This is a genomic window from Candidatus Methylomicrobium oryzae (assembly GCF_016745425.1).
GTDB classification, from domain to species: domain Bacteria; phylum Pseudomonadota; class Gammaproteobacteria; order Methylococcales; family Methylomonadaceae; genus Methylomicrobium; species Methylomicrobium oryzae.
In genome coordinates, this window is record NZ_JAERVK010000029.1 from 1 (window position 1) to 20,258 (window position 20,258).

At 65.1% G+C, this 20,258-nt stretch carries 6 protein-coding genes and 1 pseudogene; all 7 read left to right on the top strand.

The annotated features are described in order from the left end of the window. Positions 1-68 (top strand): annotated as a pseudogene (locus tag JJL52_RS21890) (phosphopantetheine-binding protein); the annotation flags it as partial. Continuing rightward, positions 65-271, top strand: a complete 207-nt coding sequence (locus JJL52_RS20515) for a hypothetical protein (RefSeq protein WP_436231537.1) — start codon at positions 65-67, stop codon at positions 269-271. The pseudogene JJL52_RS21890 and the gene JJL52_RS20515, both read left to right, overlap by 4 nt. Before the next feature lie 85 nt (positions 272-356). After that, positions 357-13,730, top strand: coding sequence for a non-ribosomal peptide synthetase (locus JJL52_RS20520; protein ID WP_202054388.1), 13,374 nt, complete (start codon positions 357-359; stop codon positions 13,728-13,730). Continuing rightward, positions 13,717-15,147: an efflux transporter outer membrane subunit gene (locus JJL52_RS20525; protein ID WP_202054389.1), complete on the top strand. Its 1,431-nt coding sequence runs from the start codon at positions 13,717-13,719 to the stop codon at positions 15,145-15,147. Before JJL52_RS20520 ends, JJL52_RS20525 begins: the two co-directional genes overlap by 14 nt. Next, positions 15,144-16,283, top strand: a complete 1,140-nt coding sequence (locus tag JJL52_RS20530) for an efflux RND transporter periplasmic adaptor subunit (protein ID WP_202054390.1) — start codon at positions 15,144-15,146, stop codon at positions 16,281-16,283. Before JJL52_RS20525 ends, JJL52_RS20530 begins: the two co-directional genes overlap by 4 nt. Positions 16,284-16,294: 11 nt before the next feature. Next, positions 16,295-19,390: an efflux RND transporter permease subunit gene (locus tag JJL52_RS20535; RefSeq protein ID WP_202054391.1), complete on the top strand. Its 3,096-nt coding sequence runs from the start codon at positions 16,295-16,297 to the stop codon at positions 19,388-19,390. Further along, entirely contained in the window at positions 19,380-20,072 is a 693-nt protein-coding gene (locus tag JJL52_RS20540; protein WP_202054392.1) for a 4'-phosphopantetheinyl transferase family protein, read from the top strand. Before JJL52_RS20535 ends, JJL52_RS20540 begins: the two co-directional genes overlap by 11 nt. Positions 20,073-20,258 lie beyond the last annotated feature (186 nt).

Here is a 20,258-nt window from a genome sequence, read left to right on the forward strand (position 1 = left end):
CGGGGTCGAGCAGGTCGGCTTGGACGATAACTTCTTCGAGCTCGGCGGCCATTCGCTTTTGGCGATGAAGCTGGCCGGCCGCATCGCGCAGCATTTCCAGGTCGAACTTGGCGTACGCTGCGTGTTCGAGGCGGGTGCCTTGTCTGTCTTGGCTGCGGAAATCGACGCCTTGCTGCAAGCTTCGCCGCCAAAAGATTTGCAGAGCGGGCTGGCGGATGCGCTGGCGGAGTTGCAGGGGATGTCGGCCGAGGATTTGCAGGCGTTATTGTAAGAGCAGCGCCGCTCACGCTTTGTCCGAAAATCAGGCTATTCGGCGCAGCGGCACCATGAAAAATTTGTCACTAGAAAAATCATTAATGCAAAACCCACTCGCCAATTTCCATACTCTGAGTCCTGAACAACGCAAGGCCCTGATCCTGCTGCTGAAAAAACGCGGTATCGACGTCAGCCAATTGCCGATCGCCAGCGTAGGCCGTGATGCGCCGCTGCCGCTGTCGTATGGCCAGCAACGGCTGTGGTTTCTGGCGCAACTGGAGCCCGACAGCAGCGCCTACCACATTGCCGATGCGGTCTATTTAAATGGCCAAATCGATGTCGACGCGCTGCAGCGCAGCATCGATAAGCTGGTTGCCAGGCACGAAAGCCTGCGCACGACGTTTCGCAGCGACGACGGCAAGCCGGTGCAAATCGTCCACGACGGCATGGCGGTCGAGGTGCAGTGGCTGGATTTATCTACGCAATCCGGAGACATCGACGCATTGGCGAAAAGCCGGGTCGAAAACCTGGAGCGCGAGCCGTTCGATCTTGTCAACGCGCCGCTGCTGCGGGTTGCGGTGCTTGAATTGGCCGTCGACCGCCATGTTTTGGTCTGGGTACTGCACCACATCGTCGCGGACGAATGGTCGCTGAATATCTTGCTCAACGAATTTGCCGAGTTGTATCAAGGCTTTTGTCAAGGCCGCGAGGCGGGACTGACGGATTTGGCGGTCGGTTACGCCGATTTTGCGGTCTGGCAGCGGTACTGGCTGGAAGCCGGCGAAATGGAGCGGCAGTTGACCTATTGGCGCGAGCGATTGGGCACGGAGACGCCGCAACTGGATTTGCCGCTGGACAGGCCGAGGCCGGCGCAAACGAGCGATGCCGGCGCCAAATTCGAAATCGGCCTGCCCGATGAAGCGGGCAAGGCGCTGCGCGAAATATGCCGACGCCAGGGCGCGACCGCGTTCATGGGCCTTTTGACCGTGTTTTACATGCTGCTGTACCGCTACAGCGGGCAGCGCAGGTTGCGGGTCGGCGTGCCGGTCGCCAACCGCAACCGCCGCGAAACCGAATCGCTGGTCGGTTTTTTCGTCAACACCCAGGTGCTGCAAACCGAATTGGACGGCAGCCTGAATTTTTACCAGATACTGGAGCGGGTCAAGGAAGCGGCGCTCGGCGCGCAGGCCCATGCCGACCTGCCGTTCGACCAATTGGTCGAAGCGCTCAGCCCGCAGCGCAGCCTGGAACGCAATCCGCTGTTCCAGGTAATGTACAACCACCAATACCAGCAGGCCGATACCGCCAAGGCGCTTGGCGCGCTGCAGATCGAAACGTTTCCGCGCGACGCGCGCACGACGCAGTTCGAATTGATATTGGACACCTTCGAAAGCGTAACGGGCCGCATAAGCGCGATTTGGACTTATGCGACCGATTTGTTCGACGAGGCGACGATAGCGCGGATGGCCGGACATTTTTGCCGATTGGTCGAAGCGGTAACGAAGCAGCCGGGAACGGCATTGCAAGCGCTGCCGCTACTCGATCCGACCGAGTTGGATCGTTTGCTGCCCAAGCCTTCATTTTCCTGCGAATTCGTCAGCTTGCCGTCCCTGATCGGGCGCCAAGCCGCAATTCGGCCCGAAGCCGTTGCCCTGATAGAAGGCGGTACGACTATGACGTACGGCGAGCTGCACCGCCAGTCCCACCGCTTGGCGCACTATTTGATTGACCACGGCCTGCGTCCCGGCGCGGTGGTGGCGTTGAGCCTGCCGCGGTCGGCATCGATGCTTGTCGCCAGCCTGGCGGTGTGGCAGTGCGGCGCGGCCTTTCTGGCCCTGGATCCTGCCTATCCGGCCGAGCGTTTGCAGTACATGCTGGACGATGCGGGCGCCGGCTGGCTGCTTGGCGGCGGGGCGGTCGATGGCTTGGGCAACGCTAGGGACACCGGCCACTCTCCGGCCGATGTGGTTCACCAGGTAAACCTCAGCCAACTCGACCTATCGAATTACCCCGAAATGCCGCCCGAGGTAGTGCTGCATCCCGAGACCACGGCCTACCTCATCTACACCTCCGGCTCCACCGGCCGGCCCAAAGGCGTAGCGGTCGGCCACGGTGCGCTGGCTCAGCATTGCAGAGCCATGGCGCAGCTGTACGGCTTGCAGGCCGGCGAGACCTGCCTGCATTTCGCCTCGTTCAGCTTCGATGCGGCCATCGAGCAATGGACGGTGCCGCTGTTACGGGGAGCCACGCTGGTGATCGGCGATCCCGGACACTGGAGCGTCGAACAGACCCTGCAGGCGATCCGCGAGCAGGCCATCGACCGCATCGACGTGCCGCCGGCGTACTTAACCGAACTGGCCCGCCAGCTCGATCCTTCGGTGCCGGTGCCGCGACTGACCAGCTGCACGGTCGGCGGCGAAGCCCTGCCGCGTGAGAGCCTGGCCTTGATCCAAAACCGTTTGCAACCTAAGCGGTTGTTCAATGCCTACGGCCCGACCGAAGCCGTGATTACCCCCTTGGCCTGGCAAGCCGAGACGACCTGCGACAGCCGTTATGCCCCGATCGGCCAGTGCCTCGGCGAAAGGACGGCCTATGTGCTGGATGCCGACCTCAACCCGTTGCCGATCGGCGTCGCGGGCGAGCTGTACATCGGCGGGCTGGGGCTGGCGCAAGGCTACTGGCACCAGCCGGGCCTGACCGCCGAACGCTTCCTGCCCGATCCCTTCGGCCGGGGCGGCCGGCTCTACCGCACCGGCGACCGGGTTCGGCAGCGGAGCGACGGGGTCATCGAGTACCTGGGCCGGATCGACCAGCAGCTCAAACTGCGCGGTTTCCGGATCGAGCCCGGCGAGATCGAAGCTGTCTTGCTGGAACAGCCCGGGGTCAACGAAGCGGCGGTCCGGGTCGGCGAAAGTGGCCGGTTGCTGGGGTATGTCGCGGTGGATGATGCCGGGTTACGGCTAGCGCCTAACCCGGCCTACGCGGCCGACGGCGGAGGACGGCTGCGCGACGCCTTGAGCCGCCGGCTGCCCGACTACCTGGTGCCGGCGCAGATCATCGTGCTGCCGCACTTGCCGAAACTGCCGAGCGGCAAGCTGGACCGCAAGGCATTGCCGGAACCGGAGCGCGTCGTCCGCGCCCGCGTCGAACCGCGCAACGACACGGAACGGCGCCTGGCACAAATTTGGCAGGAGGTGCTCGGCCTGGAAGCGGTCGGCATCGAGGAGAATTTCTTCGAGTTGGGCGGCGACTCCATTATCTCGTTGCAAGTGGTCAGCCGCGCCCGTCAGGCCGGCTGGCATTTATCGCCCAAAGACATCTTTCGCCACCAGACCGTGGCGGCGTTGGCGCAAGCTGTTGAAGCGCTGCCGCAGGCGGCCGAAGCGTTGGACAAAGACGACGATGCGGCCGAAGGCGACGTGCCTTTGACGCCGATTCAGGCCGAGTTTTTCGCCACCGATATTCCGCGGCGCGGGCACTGGAACCAATCGGTGCTGCTGGCGTCCGGCCAGGCTTTGCATGTTCCGGCGCTGGCCGAAGCGTTACGCCGGTTAACCCAACATCATGACGCTTTTCGTTTGCGTTTCGAAGAACACAACGGCTGGCGTCAACATTACGCCAGCGAAGCACAGGATCATGACTTGCTTTGGCAACGCGATGCCGCCGGCGCCGGACAAATCACCGAAATTGCCGAACAGGCGCAACGCAGCCTGGACCTGCAACACGGACCGGTGCTGCGGGCCGCCTATATCCGTGTGGCCGACGGCAGTTACCGCTTGCTGCTGGTGATCCATCATTTGATCGTCGACGGCGTTTCCTGGCGCATCGTGCTGGAGGATTTGCAGACGCTGTACCGCCAGCTTAGGATTTGGCTCCAAATAACTTCCCGGCCCAAGACCTGCCAGGTTTTCAAAACCTGGCAGGTCTGTCACCCGTACCAGAAAGTTAATATCGGCCAGATCCTTAGTACCGGTAAGACGCCGTCGCTGCCGGCCAAAACCGCATCTTACCGGGCCTGGGCCGAAGCCTTGCAAGGCCGGGCCGTGCAAATCGGCGACCAGCTGGATTACTGGCGTGCGCAATTGGCGGCCGCGGACTTGCCGGCCGACTTTGCCGGAGACCACGGCACTGCCGCCGATGCCGACACCTTGACCGTCGAGTTAGACGAAACCGCCACCCGGCAACTGCTGAGCGAATGCCCGGCCGCCTACCGCACCCGCATCGACGAATTGCTGCTGGCCGCGTTGGCGCGGGTGTTGTGCCGCTGGACCGGGCAGGGCGCCGTCAGCATCGATCTGGAAGGCCACGGCCGGGAAAGCTTTGCCGGCGCGCCGGATGTCAGCCGCAGCGTCGGTTGGTTTACCAGTTTGTATCCGGTGCTGCTGACGCCGGCGGACGATTGGGCCGGGACGATCAAAGCCGTCAAGGAACAATTGCGCGCCGTGCCGGAGCGCGGCTTGGGTTTCGGCTTATTGAAATATCTGGCCGACGCCGAAATTCGGGCGCAACTCGACAGCCTGTCGAGGCCGGCTCTGTGCTTCAACTATCTCGGCCGGTTCGACGCCAGTTTCGACGCCGACGGCTTGTTCCGGCCGGCCGGAGAGCTGCGCGGCGACGAGCGGGATACCGCCTCGCCGCTGGATTACGCGCTGGAAGTCAACGGCCAGATCTACGGCGGCCGTCTGGCGATGAACTGGACTTATAACCGCCGCCGCTACCGCGCCGAAACCGTCGCCGCGCTGGCCGAGGACTTCAATCGCGAACTGGCCGCGCTGGTCGAACATTGCCGGCAGGGACAACAAGGCGTCACGCCGAGCGATTTTCCGCTGGCCGGTTTGACGCAGGCGCAGCTGGACAGTCTGCCGTTGCCGGCCGCCGAAGTGCAGGACATTTATCCGCTGACGCCGATGCAGCAGGGCATGCTGTTTCACAGCCTGTACGAAAACGATGCCGCCAGCTACGTCAGCCGTTTCGACGTGCGCCTGGAAGGCCTCGATGCCGGCCGCTTCGCCGAAGCGTGGCGAACGGCAATGCACAGGCATGCGGTGCTGCGCACGGCATTTTACGCGCCGGCCGATTGGCCGCAGGCCATGCAGATCGTACACAAGCGTTTGGCCTTGCCGTTGGTCGAACTGGATTGGCGCGGCCGCGGCGACGCCGATGCGGCGTTGCCCGGTTTGCTCCGCGAGTTGCAGGCGCAAGGCTTGCCTACCGACCGTGCGCCGTTGTTCAAACTGGTGCTGGTGCGTCTGCAAGACGCTATTTACCATTTCATTTGGCTCAGCCACCATCTGTTGCTGGACGGCTGGAGCAGCGCCCGCCTACTCGGCGAAGTGTTGAGCGGCTATCGCGGCGACAGCCTGCCGCCGCCGGCTGCGGAATTCCGCGACTACATCGCCTGGCTGGCCGAACGCGATCCGGCCGCGGCCGAACGCTGCTGGCGGGAGCGTTTGCCCGCCCTGGAAGCGCCGACCCGGCTGGCCGATGCGCTGCCGCGCGGCAGCCAGGGGCAGGGATATGCTCTGCATGTGCTGCATATAGACGGCAACGATTTCGCGGCCTTGCGTCAATTCGCGCAAGGCGGCAAATTGACCGTCAATACTTTGGTGCAGGCCGCCTGGTGCCTGTTATTGCAGCGTTATTGCGGCGGCGGGGCGGTTGCCTTCGGCGTGACCGTGTCCGGCCGGCCCGGCGATTTGCCCGGCGCCGAAGAAATGGTCGGTTTGTTCATCAATACTTTGCCGGTGATTCAGGCGGCGCGCGCCGCCGATAGAGTCAGCGACTGGCTGCAAGCCTTGCAGCAGGACAATCTGGAACTGCGCGAAGTCGAAACCACGCCGCTGGCCGATGCGCAGCGCTGGTGGGGCAGGCCGGGCGAAGCGTTGTTCGACACTTTGCTGGTGTTCGAAAATTACCCTTTGTCCGACGCCTTGCGCCGGCGGCCGGAAGACGGCCTGCGCATACACGGCGAAAGCCACCGCGAGACGACCAATTTTTCGTTGACGCTGGCGGTGCAGAGCGGCGACAGGGCCTTGCAAGTGGCGTTCGATTACGACCGCCGCTATTTTGATGAAGAAAACGTGGCGGATTTGGCTGCGCATTTTCGAGTGTTGTTGACCGGTTTGGTGAGTAATTCGCAGGCGAGAATCGGCGAGCTGCCGGTACTGACCGGACGCGAGACGGCCTTGTTTCAGCGCTGGAACCAATGGACCAAGACCTACGACGGCCATACGCCGGTGCACGAACTGATCCGCCGCCAGGCCGAAGCGCAGCCCGAGGCGATTGCGCTGATCGCTGACGGCATCCGCCTGCGCTACGCCGAACTGGAGGTCCAGGCCAACCGCTTGGCGCACCGGCTGATCGGCCTGGGGCTTCGCCGGGAAGGCCGGGTGGCGCTGCTGTTGCCGCGCGGCGTGGAGACGATCGTGGCGATGCTGGCGGTGCTGAAAGCGGGCGGCGCCTACCTGCCGCTCGACCCCGAGCAACCCGAACAACGCTTGGCGGAACTGATCGCCGAGGCCGGGGTCTGCGTGGCGATCACGCGCAGAGGCGGCGGTGCCGACGTCAGGCGGCGCATCGCTCGCGACCTTGCCGAACAGGCGCCGGGCCGCGTTGAAGACGCGAACGCGGGGCTTCCTTCGCGTTCAGCCCCGCCTACCTGGCTGATGCTCGACGAAACCGACCTGGCCGCGCAACCTACCACGCCGCCCGAGGTGGCCATCCACCCCGAGCAACTGGCCTACCTGATCCTGACTTCCGGTTCCACCGGCACCCCCAAAGGCGTGGCGGTGCCGCACGGCGCCTTGAGCCGCCACATCCAGGCCGCCGGCGACCTCTACCGCTACACGCCCGCCGACCGGGCCCTGCATCTGGCCGCCTTCACCTTCGATGCGGCGATGGAGCAATGGCTGACGCCTGTGTGCCACGGCGCCGGCGTGGTGCTGGGCGATAGCCGCGACACCGGCGAGGCCACGTTGGCGGCGGTACGCACGCACGGGCTGACCGTCGCGTATCCGCCGACCAGCGCCTTGCTGCAGCTGGCCGAGGCCCTCCAGGCACGGGGCGAGACGCTGGCGCTGCGCATTGTCTGCGTCGGCGGCGAAGCCGTCTCGGCGGCCGCTTTGCACACGATTCGTACCGTGCTGCGGCCGGAGCGGATCATCAACGGCTACGGCCCCACCGAAACGGTGATCACGCCTTTGGCCTGGCAGGCCGATGACCGCCCCCTGGCCGGCTACGCCCCCATCGGCACCGCCCTGGGCGAGCGCAGCCTGCACATCCTCGATGCCGACCTCAACCCGGTGCCGTTGGGTGCGGTCGGCGAACTGTACATCGGCGGCCCGTGCCTGGCGCGCGGCTATCACCACCGGCCGGGCCTGAGCGCCGAGCGCTTCCTGCCCGACCCGTTTACGGGGGACGGCGTCCGCCTGTACCGCACCGGCGACCGGGTGCGCTGCGGCCAAGACGGGGTGATCGACTACCTCGGCCGCACCGACCAGCAAATCAAACTGCGCGGCTACCGGATCGAACCCGGCGAAATCGAAGCGGCCCTGCGCGACTTACCCGGGATTGACGACGCCCACGTGCTGTTGCGCGACGACGACGGCCGCCGCTACCTGGCGGCGTATCTGGCCGGCGGGGCCGCTCCGGCTGCCGCGCTCCCGGAACGCGAGGCCACGCCGCCGCCGACCGACGAACAGCTCAATGCCGCCTTGGCCGCACGGCTGCCGGCCTACATGATCCCGGCCCGCTACGTCCGGCTGGCGCAACTGCCGCGCACCGCCCACGGCAAAATCGACCGCCGCGCCTTGCCGCTGCCCGAAGCCCCGGAACGGCCGGCCCCGCAAGCCCCGGCCACCGCGGCCGAAGCGGTGCTGGTTAAGCTGTGGCAAGACCTGCTGGGGTGCCAGGACCTCGGCATCCACGACAACTTCTTCGAACGGGGCGGCGACTCCATCCTCTCCATCCAGCTGGTCAGCCGCGCCCGCGCCCACGGCCTGGGCTTCACCCCCAAAGACCTGTTCCAGCACCAAACCATCGCCGGCCTGGCCCCGATTGTGCAGCGCTTGAATCAAGACGCTCAGCAACAAGCCGAACACGCGCAAGGGCCGGCGGCCGGCCCCGCGCCGCTGCTGCCGATCCAGCAGGGGTTCTTCGAACAAACGCTGCCCCAGCCCGCGCACTGGAACCAGTCGCTCTTGCTCAACACCCGAGCGCCGCTCGACCGGACCGCCCTCGAACAGGCCCTGCAGGTGCTGGTCGGGCACCACGACGGCCTGCGCCTGCGCTATGTCCAGGCACAAGGCCGCTGGCACCAACACTATGCCGACCTGCAAACGGCCGAAACCCGGCTGGAACACCACCACGCCGCCGATGCCGCCGCCGTCACCGCCCTCGCCCAGCAGGCGCAGCGCAGCCTGAACCTCGCCCACGGCCCGCTGTTCAAAGCCGTCGCGATCGAGGTTGCCGACGGCAGCCAGCGCCTGTTGCTGATCGCCCACCACCTGATCGTCGACGCGGTGTCCTGGCGCATCCTGCTGGAAGATTTGCATCACCTGTACACGCAAATCCGCCAGGGCCAAACCCCGCGCCTGCCCGCCAAAACCGCCAGCTACCAAGCCTGGGGCCGGGCCCTGCACGCCTATGCCCAAAGCCCACGGCTGCAAAGCCAGCCGGCCTACTGGCAGGCCCAAACCGGCCGTCCCGGCGCCTCCTGGCCCTGCGATGACCCCCACGGCCGGGCCGAAAGCCGCGACCGCGCCGTCCGGACGCTGACCTTAACGCCCGAACGCACCCGCCAGCTCCTGCACGAAGCCCACCGGGCCTACCGCACCCGCCTGCCGGACCTCTTGCTGGCCGCCCTGGCCCAGACCCTGAGCGAATGGACCGGGCAAACCGACATCGCCGTCGCCCTGGAAGGCCACGGCCGCGAAGCCGACACCCTCCAAACGGCAGGCCAACCCGCCTTGGACCTGAGCCGCACGGTCGGCTGGTTCACCAGCCTGTACCCGGTTACCCTGAGCCCGCAAGCCACGGCGGCCGCCACCCTCAAAACGATCAAGGAACAGCTGCGGCAGGTGCCGGACCGGGGCCTGGGCTACGGCGTCTGGCGCTACCTGGGTTCGAACATCCCGCAGCCGCCAAACGAGCCGCATCCGCCGGCGGCCACCCCTCTCGACCGAGGCGCTTCACTGCGTTCAGCACCTCCCCCGGGGGGGGCATCGGCGGGGCAGGAAAACGCCACGGCGAACCGAACAAAACCGCAGGTCTTGTTCAACTACCTCGGCCAGCTCGACAGCAGCTTCAGCGAAGACGCCCTGTGGCAGCCGGCCGAGGAAGACAGCGGCGACGAACGCGACCCCAAGGCGCCGTTGGCTTACGAACTGGAACTCAACGGCGAAATCTACCGGGGCCAACTGCGCCTCCACGGGAGCTACAGCCGCGAGCGCTACGCCGCGCAGACGATCGACCGCCTGCTCGACCGCTACCAGTGGCATCTGGAGCGCCTGCTCGACCACTGTCTGAAGGCCGAGCCCGGCCTGACCCCGAGCGACGTGCCGCTGGCCGGCTTAAGCCAGGCCCAGCTCGACGCCTTGCCGGTCGAACACCGCCGCATCGAAGATCTCTACCCGCTTTCACCTCTGCAGCAGGGCATCCTGTTCCATGCGTTGCGCGAACCGGAAGCCAATCTCTACGTTACCCAATTGGCGGTGGATTTGATCGGTGTGGATGCGGATCGCTTTATTCGGGCCTGGCGCGAAGTGTCCAACCGGCACGAGATTTTACGCAGCGGATTTTTCTGGCAAGGCGAGGCCTCTTTGCAAGCCGTGTGGCGTGAGGCGGAAATTCCGGTCGCTTGGCTGGATTGGCGGAGCGCGGCGTTTAACGAAGACGAGCTGACGGCATTGGCGCAGGCCGATTACGCGCGCGGCTTCGATTTGGCCCGGCCGCCGCTGCAGCGATTGACTTTAGTGGGTTTGCCCCGCGAGCGGACGCGTCTGATCTGGACCAACCACCACTTATTGCTGGACGGCTGGAGCAGCTCGCTGTTCTTTGCCGAGGTCATGGCCGCCTATGAAGGAAACACACCGGCGCCGGCCAGAACAAGCCGTTACCGCGATTACATCGCCTGGCTGGCGGCCAGAGACGTTAAAACAGGCGAAGCCTTTTGGCGGGAGGTTTTACGCGAAGTTCACGAACCGTGCTTATTGGCGAATTGCCTGGCTGCGCCGCAACAATCCGGCAACGGTTACGTCGAATGCAAGCTGGCGAACGCCGAAACCGCGGCCGTGCAGGCCTTTGCGCAGCAGCAACGTTTAACGTTGAACACTTTAATGCAAGGAGCCTGGGCGATGCTGCTCTCGCATTACACCGGTTTACGTACGCCGGTGTTCGGCACCACCGTGGCCGGACGGCCCGGCGATTTGCTCGGCGCGGAAGATATGGTCGGTTTGTTTATCAATACTTTGCCGGTCCCGGCCCGCATCGAGCCGGGTAAGCCGGTGGCGGATTGGCTGCGCGAACTGCAAATCGCGAATTTGCAGATGCGCGAGCATGAATATCTGCCGTTGTATGACATTCAACGTTGGGCCGGAACCGGCGGCGGCGAATTGTTCGATAGCTTGCTGGTGTTCGAGAATTACCCGGTCGATGCGGCCTTGCGCCGGTCGGACGGCGGCGTGCGGATCGGCGGGCTGAGCCAGCGCGACGTGACCAATTATCCGTTGACGCTGGACGTGACGGTCGGGCAGCGTTTGGAAATCGGCTTCGATTATGCCCGTGCGTATTTCGCCGAAGACGACATGCGGCGGATGGCGGAAAGTCTGCGCCATTTGCTGCTGGAGATCGCGCGGCAGCCGCAGGCTTGCGTCGGTGCGCTTGGCTTTGGCGAAACCGCGCCTGTGAATTTCCCTGTTGTTTCGCAATATCCGGCCAAGGAATTATTGCCGTCCCTGATCGGCCGCCAGGCCGAAATTCGGCCTGAGGCCGTTGCCCTGACGGAAGGCGGTACGCCGATGACGTACGGCGAGCTGCACCGCCAGGCTTACCGTCTGGCGCATTATTTGATCGACCACGGCCTGCGTCCCGGTGAAGTGGTGGCGTTGAGCCTGCCGCGGTCGGCGCAGACGATTGTTTCTTGCCTGGCGGTGTGGCACTGCGGCGCGGCGTTTCTGGCTCTGGACCCCGCCTATCCGGCCGCACGCTTGCAGTCCATGCTGGACGATGCCGGCGCCGCGTGGCTGCTCGGCAGCGATGTGGGCAATAGTCATCCCCTGACGGGTAGCGAGCTAACGCGCATCGAGCTGGATCGACTGGACCTGTCCGGCTACCCCGACACGCCGCCCGAGGTAGTGCTGCATCCTGAAATGCCAGCCTACCTGATCTACACCTCCGGCTCCACCGGCCGGCCCAAAGGCGTGGCGGTCGGCCACGGCGCCTTGGCCATGCAGGGTGAGGCGATGGCGCAGCTGTACGGCTTGCAGCCAGGCGAGACCTGCCTGCATTTCGCCTCGTTCAGCTTCGATGCCGCCATCGAGCAATGGACGGTGCCGCTGTTACGGGGAGCGACGCTGGTGATCGGCGATCCCGGGCAGTGGAGCGTCGACCGGACCCTGCAGGCGATCCGCGAGCAGGCCATCGACCGCATCGACGTGCCGCCGGCGTACTTAACCGAACTGGCCCGCCAGCTCGATCCTTCGGTGCCGGTGCCGCGACTGACCAGCTGCACGGTCGGCGGCGAAGCCCTGCCGCGTGAGAGCCTGGCCTTGATCCAAAACCGTTTGCAACCTAAGCGGTTGTTCAATGCCTACGGCCCGACCGAAGCCGTGATTACCCCCTTGGCCTGGCAAGCCGAGACGACCTGCGACAGCCGTTATGCCCCGATCGGCCAGTGCCTCGGCGAAAGGACGGCCTATGTGCTGGATGCCGACCTCAACCCGTTGCCGATCGGCGTCGCGGGCGAGCTGTACATCGGCGGGCTGGGGCTGGCGCAAGGCTACTGGCACCAGCCGGGCCTGACCGCCGAACGCTTCCTGCCCGATCCCTTCGGCCGGGGCGGCCGGCTCTACCGCACCGGCGACCGGGTTCGGCAGCGGAGCGACGGGGTCATCGAGTACCTGGGCCGGATCGACCAGCAGCTCAAACTGCGCGGTTTCCGGATCGAGCCCGGCGAGATCGAAGCTGTCTTGCTGGAACAGCCCGGGGTCAACGAAGCGGCGGTCCGGGTCGGCGAAAGTGGCCGGTTGCTGGGGTATGTCGCGGTGGATGATGCCGGGTTACGGCTAGCGCCTAACCCGGCCTACGCGGCCGACGGCGGAGGACGGCTGCGCGACGCCTTGAGCCGCCGGCTGCCCGACTACCTGGTGCCGGCGCAGATCATCGTGCTGCCGCACTTGCCGAAACTGCCGAGCGGCAAGCTGGACCGCAAGGCATTGCCGGAACCGGAGCGCGTCGTCCGCGCCCGCGTCGAACCGCGCAACGACACGGAACGGCGCCTGGCACAAATTTGGCAGGAGGTGCTCGGCCTGGAAGCGGTCGGCATCGAGGAGAATTTCTTCGAGTTGGGCGGACACTCATTGCTCGCTTTGCGCTTGCTCTCGACGATCAACCGCGAGCTGGGCTGGGACTTGCCGCTCAGCCGTTTGTTGCAGCAACCGACCATTGCCGCGCTGGCGGCACAGCGCGTTACAACGGCGCTATCGCCGCTGGCGGCGTTGAACAACACCGCGGGCGCGTTGCCGCCGTTGTTCTGCCTGCATCCGGCCGGCGGCACGGTGTTCGGTTATTATCCGCTGGCGCGCGCCTTGGCCGGACAACGGCCGGTGATCGGCCTGTTGTGCCGGAGTTTTCTGGATGCGAATTGGCGCGATGTTTCGCTGGAAAGCATGGCCCGCGACTATGCCGATGCCATTGCGCAAAGCCAGCCGGAAGGTCCGGTTCATTTGTTGGGCTGGTCGTTGGGCGGCGCATTGGCGTTGAGCATCGCCAGCGTCCTGGAACGGGCCGGGCGCGAGATCGCCTTCCTGGGGCTGGCCGATTGTTTCGTGCCGGGTTTCGAGCAGGACGAAACCGAAGACGGCGGCAGCGACAGTCTGCGGGAACTGTTGCGCGACATCTCGCCGGATCTGGCCGATGCCGACCCCGAGGCGCTGCCGGAGCAAATCAGTGCTGCGCATCCGGCCGCCGATTGGGTAAAATTGCTGGATTTGCAAAACGGCCTGGCGATCATGCAACATCTGACCGAATTGAGCGACAGCTACCGCATCGAACCGATCGGGGCCGGCATGCATTGCTGGTGGTCGCGCGCAGCCGGCGATGCGGCGGAATTGGCTCAGGACATACTGGAGCAGGCTTGCGGAAACCGTTTATTGAGGTCGGAGCGGATCGACAGCGACCACGCCGGCATCGTTCGCGATCCGGATTTCATCGGCGATGTGATCGCCATATTGCAACGGAAAGCGGATGAGCGGCGCTGAGCCTATTAAGAACCGCACGAAATCCTTCAGCACCGATTGTCCGCGTCATTTGCATAAAGTCCTGATTTGCCTGGCGGTGCTGCTGTCCGCCTGCGTCGAAGTGCCGGACCGGAATCCGGTCAAGGACGCGGTCGGCCTGCCGCCGGCCTGGACGGCGCGTCCGGCCGAGGCGCACAAGTCCGAGGTCTCGGCCTGGCTCGCGAATTTTAAAAACGACGATCTGAAAGTCCTGATCGCGGCGGCGCTGGACGGCAATAACGATTTGAAGGCCACCGCGACCCGCATCGCACAAGCCCGTGCGCTGGCGCGCATCGAAGGCGCCGCCGCCAAGCCGCAGGCGGATTTGGCTCCCGGATTCCAGCATGCCGACGCGGGCCGCGAAGCGCGGGCCTATGCGCCCGACGGCAACGTCTGGAGCGTGCCGTTCAATTTCAGTTGGGAATGGGACGTTTGGGGCCGCATCGGCGACGCGCGGACGGCGGCGGAACTGGAGTCCGATGCCGCCGGGGCCGATTTGCGCGGCGCGGCGCTGTCGCTGGCGGCGCGCACTGCGCAGGGTTGTTTCGAGCTGGCCGAAGCCCGCCAGCGGGTGGCCGTGGTGCAGGCTTCCATCGACGATCGCGGCGCGCTGGTCGAATTGCTGCAGGGCCGCTTCAACTTGGGGCTGGCGCAAGGCCTGGACTTGAGCCTGGCGCTGACCGATCTCAGCGATGCCCGCGCCGAACTGAACGATGCCGCCAATCAGGTGCAGCTGGCGCAGCGCCGGCTGGAGGTGCTGCTGGGGCACTATCCGGCCGGCGCCGTCGAGCGCTGCCGGCAGCTGCCCGAATTGCCGGCGGCGATGCCGTCCGGCTTGCCTGCCGAGCTGTTGAACCGCCGTCCGGACATCGTCGCGGCCTTCGCCCGTCTGCGCGCGCAAGACCACCGTTTGAGCAGCGCCCGCAAGGCTTTGTTGCCGCGCGTGACCCTGGCGGCATCAGGCGGCAGTCTGGGCCGCACGCTGGCCGACTTGAGCGACCCCCGTTCGGCGGCCTGGAATCTGGCCTTGGGTCTGACCCAGCCGTTGTACGCCGGCGACAGGCTGCAGGCCGACATCGACCTGCGGGCGGCGCAAAGCGGCGAAGCCCTGCACCGTTACCGGGAAACCGTGCTGCAGGCCTTGCGCGAGGTCGAGCAAAGCCTGGCCGCCGAAGCTTGGCTGCGCGGCCGCGAACAGGCGCTGAACGCCGCCGTCAAACAAACCGAAACCAGCCGCGCGCTGGCGATTTATTCCTACCGAAACGGCACCGTGGATATTTTGACTTTATTGGATAGCTATCGCAGCACCCTGATCGCGCAAACCGCGCTGCTGGATGCGCGGCTTAAATTGTTGAACAACCGGCTGGACTTGTATTTAGCGCTGGGCGGCGGCGTATGACGGCGGCCCGTTTGCGCATCGTTTTGCCGGTTCTGGTTTTGCTGTCGGCCGCTGCCGGCGCCTGGTTGTTGGCCGAGGGAGCGGCGCCCGAATCCGCCGCGCGGGACGAACCGGTCCCCGTCGTGAAAGTGCTGCGCGTGCAACCGCAGCGCCTGCGGCTGCCGGTGCGCAGCCAGGGCGTGTTGCAGCCGGCGCGGGAAATCGACTTGACCGCCGAAGTACAGGGCAGGGTGGAGGCCCTGCACGACGGTTTCGTGGTTGGCGGCCGTTTCAAAGCGGGCGAGGTGTTGGTCAGGGTGGCGGCGCACGAATACCGCTTGGCCGTGGTTCGCGCCGAAACGCAACTGGCCGAAGCCAGGCGCAAGCTGGCCGAAGAACAGGCGGCGGCGCAACAGGCCCAGCGCGAATGGAAGGTGCTCGGACAAGGCGCGCCGACGCCGCTGTCGCTGCACCAACCGCAAGTACAGGAAGCCAAGGCCGGATTGAAACAGGCCGAGGCCGAGTTGGCCGATGCCGGGATGCGCCTGAGCCGCTGCGAGATCCGCGCGCCGTTCAGCGGCCGGGTCAAGGAAAAACTGACCGGCGTCGGGCAAATGGCCGAGACCGGCAAGACGTTGGGGCGCATTTACGCCGACGATGCCGCCGAAGTGCGCCTGCCGTTGAGCCAGGCGCAAATCGGCTATTTGGCGGAGCCTACAGCGGGCAAAGCGGGCCTCAAGGTGGTGCTGACGGCCGAACGCGGCGCGGAAACGGTGCGGCGCGAGGCGGCGATCGTGCGCCGCGAAGGCATCGTCGATCAGCATACCGGGCTGGAATATTGGGTGGCAAGGCTGAACAACCCGGAACGCGCGCCGGCTTTATTGCCCGGTACCTTTTTGACGGCGGAAATCGAAGGCAGGGAACTGGACGGCGTGTTCGAATTGCCGCGCGGCGCATTGAATGCGGCTCAGGAAGCGGTACTGGTCGAGGCCGGCAACAAACTGCAAATCCGCCGTTTGGCGGTACTGCGCAGCGACGCGGACCGGGTTTGGATCGGCGGCGGTTTGCAGGCCGGCGAGCGGGTGGTGGTGGCCGGCATCGAGACGCCGGTGGCCGGCCGGCAGGTTGTCGCCGAAGCGGCCGACAATCGGCTTTAGCGGGAGGCGGCATGAATTTGTCGGCGTTTCGCCCGCGCTCGCCGTTGGCCTGGTTCGCCGCCAATCCGGTCGCGGCCAATTTATTGATGCTGCTGATCTGGCTCGGCGGCCTGAGCGGCTTGGTGAGCCTGGAACGCGACGTTTACCCGCGTTTCAGCCCCGGCCAATTCGAAATCGTTGCGGTGTATCCCGGCGCCGGGCCGGCCGATGTCGAAACCGGGCTCTGTATTCCGCTGGAAGAGGCGATTTACGATCTTCCGGGCATCGGGCACCTGGATACCGGCGTGTTCGAGGGCGAATGCCAGATCAAGGTCGGCGTATTGCCGGGCCACGCACGCGATGCGGTGATGAGCGCGGCGCGCGGCCGTATCGACGCGTTGACCCGTTTGCCGGCGGCGGTGGAAAAAATCGACGTGCGCGAGGCCCAGCGCGACGGCGACGACGGCGTGATCTGGGTGGCCCTGTACGGCGACGCCGAGCCGTTGCGCCTGAAAGACCTGGGCGAGCGGATACGCGCCGAATTGTCGGCCTTGCCCGGCGTGACCCAGGCGGTCGATTACGGCCGCATGCAATACGAAATCGGCGTGGAGGTGCGCGCCGAACGCCTGCAGCAATACGGCCTGACGCTGGAACAAGTGGCGGCGGCGATCCGGCGCGCCTCGCCGGTGTTGGCCGGCGGTTCGGTCAAGACGCCGGCCGGCGATTTGTTGTTGCACGTGCAGGCCGGAGCCGTCAGCGGCGATGCGTTTGCCGCATTGCCGCTGCTCGGCCTGGCCGACGGCGGCGCGTTGAAAATCGGCGACGTGGCGACGGTCAGCGACGGCTTGGGCGAAAAAGTGCTGCAATGGCGGCACGACGGCCTGCCGGCGCAAGGCTGGGAAATTCACGCCGAAGCCGGCGGCATCGCCGTGGCCGAGGCCGTGCGCGATTACGTGGCTAAGGCGCAAACAACTTTGCCGCCCGGATTGCACTTGAAAACCTGGTGGGACGATTCGATCGCCTTCGACCAGCGCATCGACACCTTGCTGGAAGACGGCCTGAGCGGTTTCATCCTGGTCTGGCTGGTGCTGACCTTGTTTCTGCGCGCCCGGGTGGCCTGGTGGGCGGGCATGGGGATCTTGACTTCGGTGCTCGGCGCTTTATGGTGGATGCCGCTGCTGGGCCTGTCGCTGAACATGCTGTCGCTGTTCGGCTTTTTGCTGGCGATGGGCATTCTGGTGGACGATGCGATCATCATCGGCGAGAGCGTGCACAGCGAACAGCAAAAGCCCGGCGCCGATCCGTTGCGCGCCGCGGCATCCGGCGTCCGCAAGGTCGCGCTGCCGGTGTTGCTGTCGATTGCGATTGCCGTGGCCGCGTTCTTGCCGGGCCTGTTTCTGCCGGGCTGGAGCGGCGCGATGATGCGGCCCATCGTCTGGGTGATGATTCTGACCCTGATCTTTTCGTTGGCGGAAGCGCTTTTGATTCTGCCCGCGCATCTGGCGGTGCCGGCAGCCAATTCCGCAGACACCGCGAAATTGGCGCAATGGCGCGAACGCTTGAACCGCTCGCTGGAAAGCTGGGTCGCCAGGCGCTACCGGCCGCTGCTGGAAAAGGCTTTGGCCTGGCGCTATCTGGTGTTGTCGCTGTTCGCCGCCTTGCTGTTGCTGACCGGTGGGCTGTATGCCGGCGGCCACGTGCGCCGGGCGATGAACCCCGACATCAGCAAGGATGCGTTCTGGGCCCGTTTAACCGTGCCGCCCGGCACCGCGCCGGAGCAAACCCGGCGCCTGGCCGAGCGGGTGGAACGGGCGCTGCTGGATTACCGCGACGAACTGGAAAAGGCCGAACCGGGCTTCAGTTTATTGGTCGGCCAGGAAACCCTGATCTGGGAGCAGGAAGCCGGCCTGTGGCTGGAACTGTCGGATGCTGCCAGGCAGCGCGTCAAAGTGGACGACTTCGTGCGCGAATGGCGGCGGCGCATCGGCGAACTGGGTTTGGCGCGGCTGGACTTCATCGTCCGCGAAGGCGACGTGCCGTATGACATCGTGCTGAATCTGTCCGCCGACGATCCGCAAGGGCTGCGCGACGCCGCCGCGGCCTTGAAAAAGCGTTTGGCGGCCTATCCCGGTGTTTACGACGTGCTGGATTCCAATAGCGCCGGCAAGCCGCAGCTGCGCCTGCAATTGACCGCAGCCGGCGAAGCGATGGGGCTGAAAGCGGCCGACTTGGCCGAACAGGTGCGCCACGCTTATTACGGCGTCGAGGCGCAGCGTTTTCAGCGCGGCCGCAACGAGGTCAAGGTCATGGTGCGCTTGCCGCTCGAACAGCGCCGTTCGCTGGACGCGCTCTATACCTTGCCGGTGGCGCTGCCGGACGGCAAAAAGACCGTGTTGGCGCAGGTGGCCCAGGTCGAATTCGAGCCGGGCGTGTCGCAAATGACCCGCCGCGACCGCCGGCGCGTCCTGGAAGTGGCGGCGCGGGTCGATCCGGCGCAGGCCGATTTGAATCAAATTTACGCCGACTTGGAGCGGCAGGCATTACCGGCCCTGCAAAGCCGCTTTGCCGGCCTCAACGCCGACCTGGGCCGCGAACGGCAGGAACAGCGGCAAACCCTGCAGGCCCTGGCACGCAATACCGCGATTGCGTTGTGCGTGATTTACGCGATCATCGCGATGGCGTTCCGTTCTTATGCGCTGCCTCTGGTGTTCTTGCTGGCGGCGCCGATGGCCTGGTGCGGCGCGGTGCTGGCGCATGCCGCGCTGGGCATGCCGTTGTCGATGGAATCTTTGGTCGGCATGATCGCGGCCAGCGGGGTGGTGGTCAACGACAGCATGGTCTTGCTCGATTACATTCACGAGCATGAAGCGCGGGCCGCCAACCGGTTGATGCTGATCGCCGACGCCTGTTCGGCGCGTTTCCGGCCGATCTTTCTGGCCTTCGTCACCAACTTCGCCGGTTTCCTGCCGACGCTGCTGGAAACCAGCGAGCAGGCGCAGTTTTTGGTGCCGATGACCTTGTCGCTGGCGGCCGGCCTGCTGTTCGGCATGTTCGCCAGCCTGCTGCTGACCCCGGTTTGCTATGCGGTGCTGCAGGATTTTCAACGGCGGGGCGGCGATGCCGGTTGAACGCAAACCTTTTTCGACATTCGAAGACGTCGACGTTTGGTACGAAACTTTACAGGCCGGCGAGGCCGAATACCGGCAATACGGGCGCTGGCTGTCGGAACAGGAACGGCAAACCGCGCAACGTTTCGTCCACGAGCTGCACCGGCGCCGCTATGTGGTTTGCCACGGCAAGGTGCGTTTGCTGTTGAGCCGTTATCTGGAAAACGCCCCGGAAGCGATCCGCTTCGGCCGGCAGGCGCTGGGCAAACCGTATTTACTGGATAACAACGGCGAACCGCAAACGTTGCGCTTCAACTTGTCGCATTCCGGCGAACGCCTATTGCTGGCGGTCGGCCGCCGCGAGCTGGGCGTGGATGTCGAGGTTTGGGACCCGCGCCACGCTCCGGAAAGCCTGGCCGGTGAAATTCTCGCGCCCGAGGAATGGGCGCATTGGCAGCGGTTGCCGCCCGCCAGGCGCAGGGAAGCGTTCTACCGGTTCTGGACGCGCAAGGAAAGTCTGGTTAAAGCGGTCGGAGCGGGCATCGGTGTGGGTGTTGCCGAAGTTATCACGACGACTGTCGGCGCTGCCGGGTTTTTGGCACTGCCTGAGTCTTGCGGACTTGTCTCCGATTGGCATTTGCTTGATCTGGAAATGGAATCCGAAGTGAGCGGGGCATTGACGATCGCTTGCAGGAATCGATAGAAAGCTGGCTTTGGATCGCTCCTTTTGGATCGCTCCTGAATACCAGGTTCAAAGCGAGTTTTGAACTCCAAATACGTGAGTTTTGCAGGACTTGGGTATAACGGCGAGCGCAGAGTGTGGAAACTATGAGAGCTCACCACCTATCACTTTACCCCGATCCACAAAAGGCAGGTAAAGAAATACCGT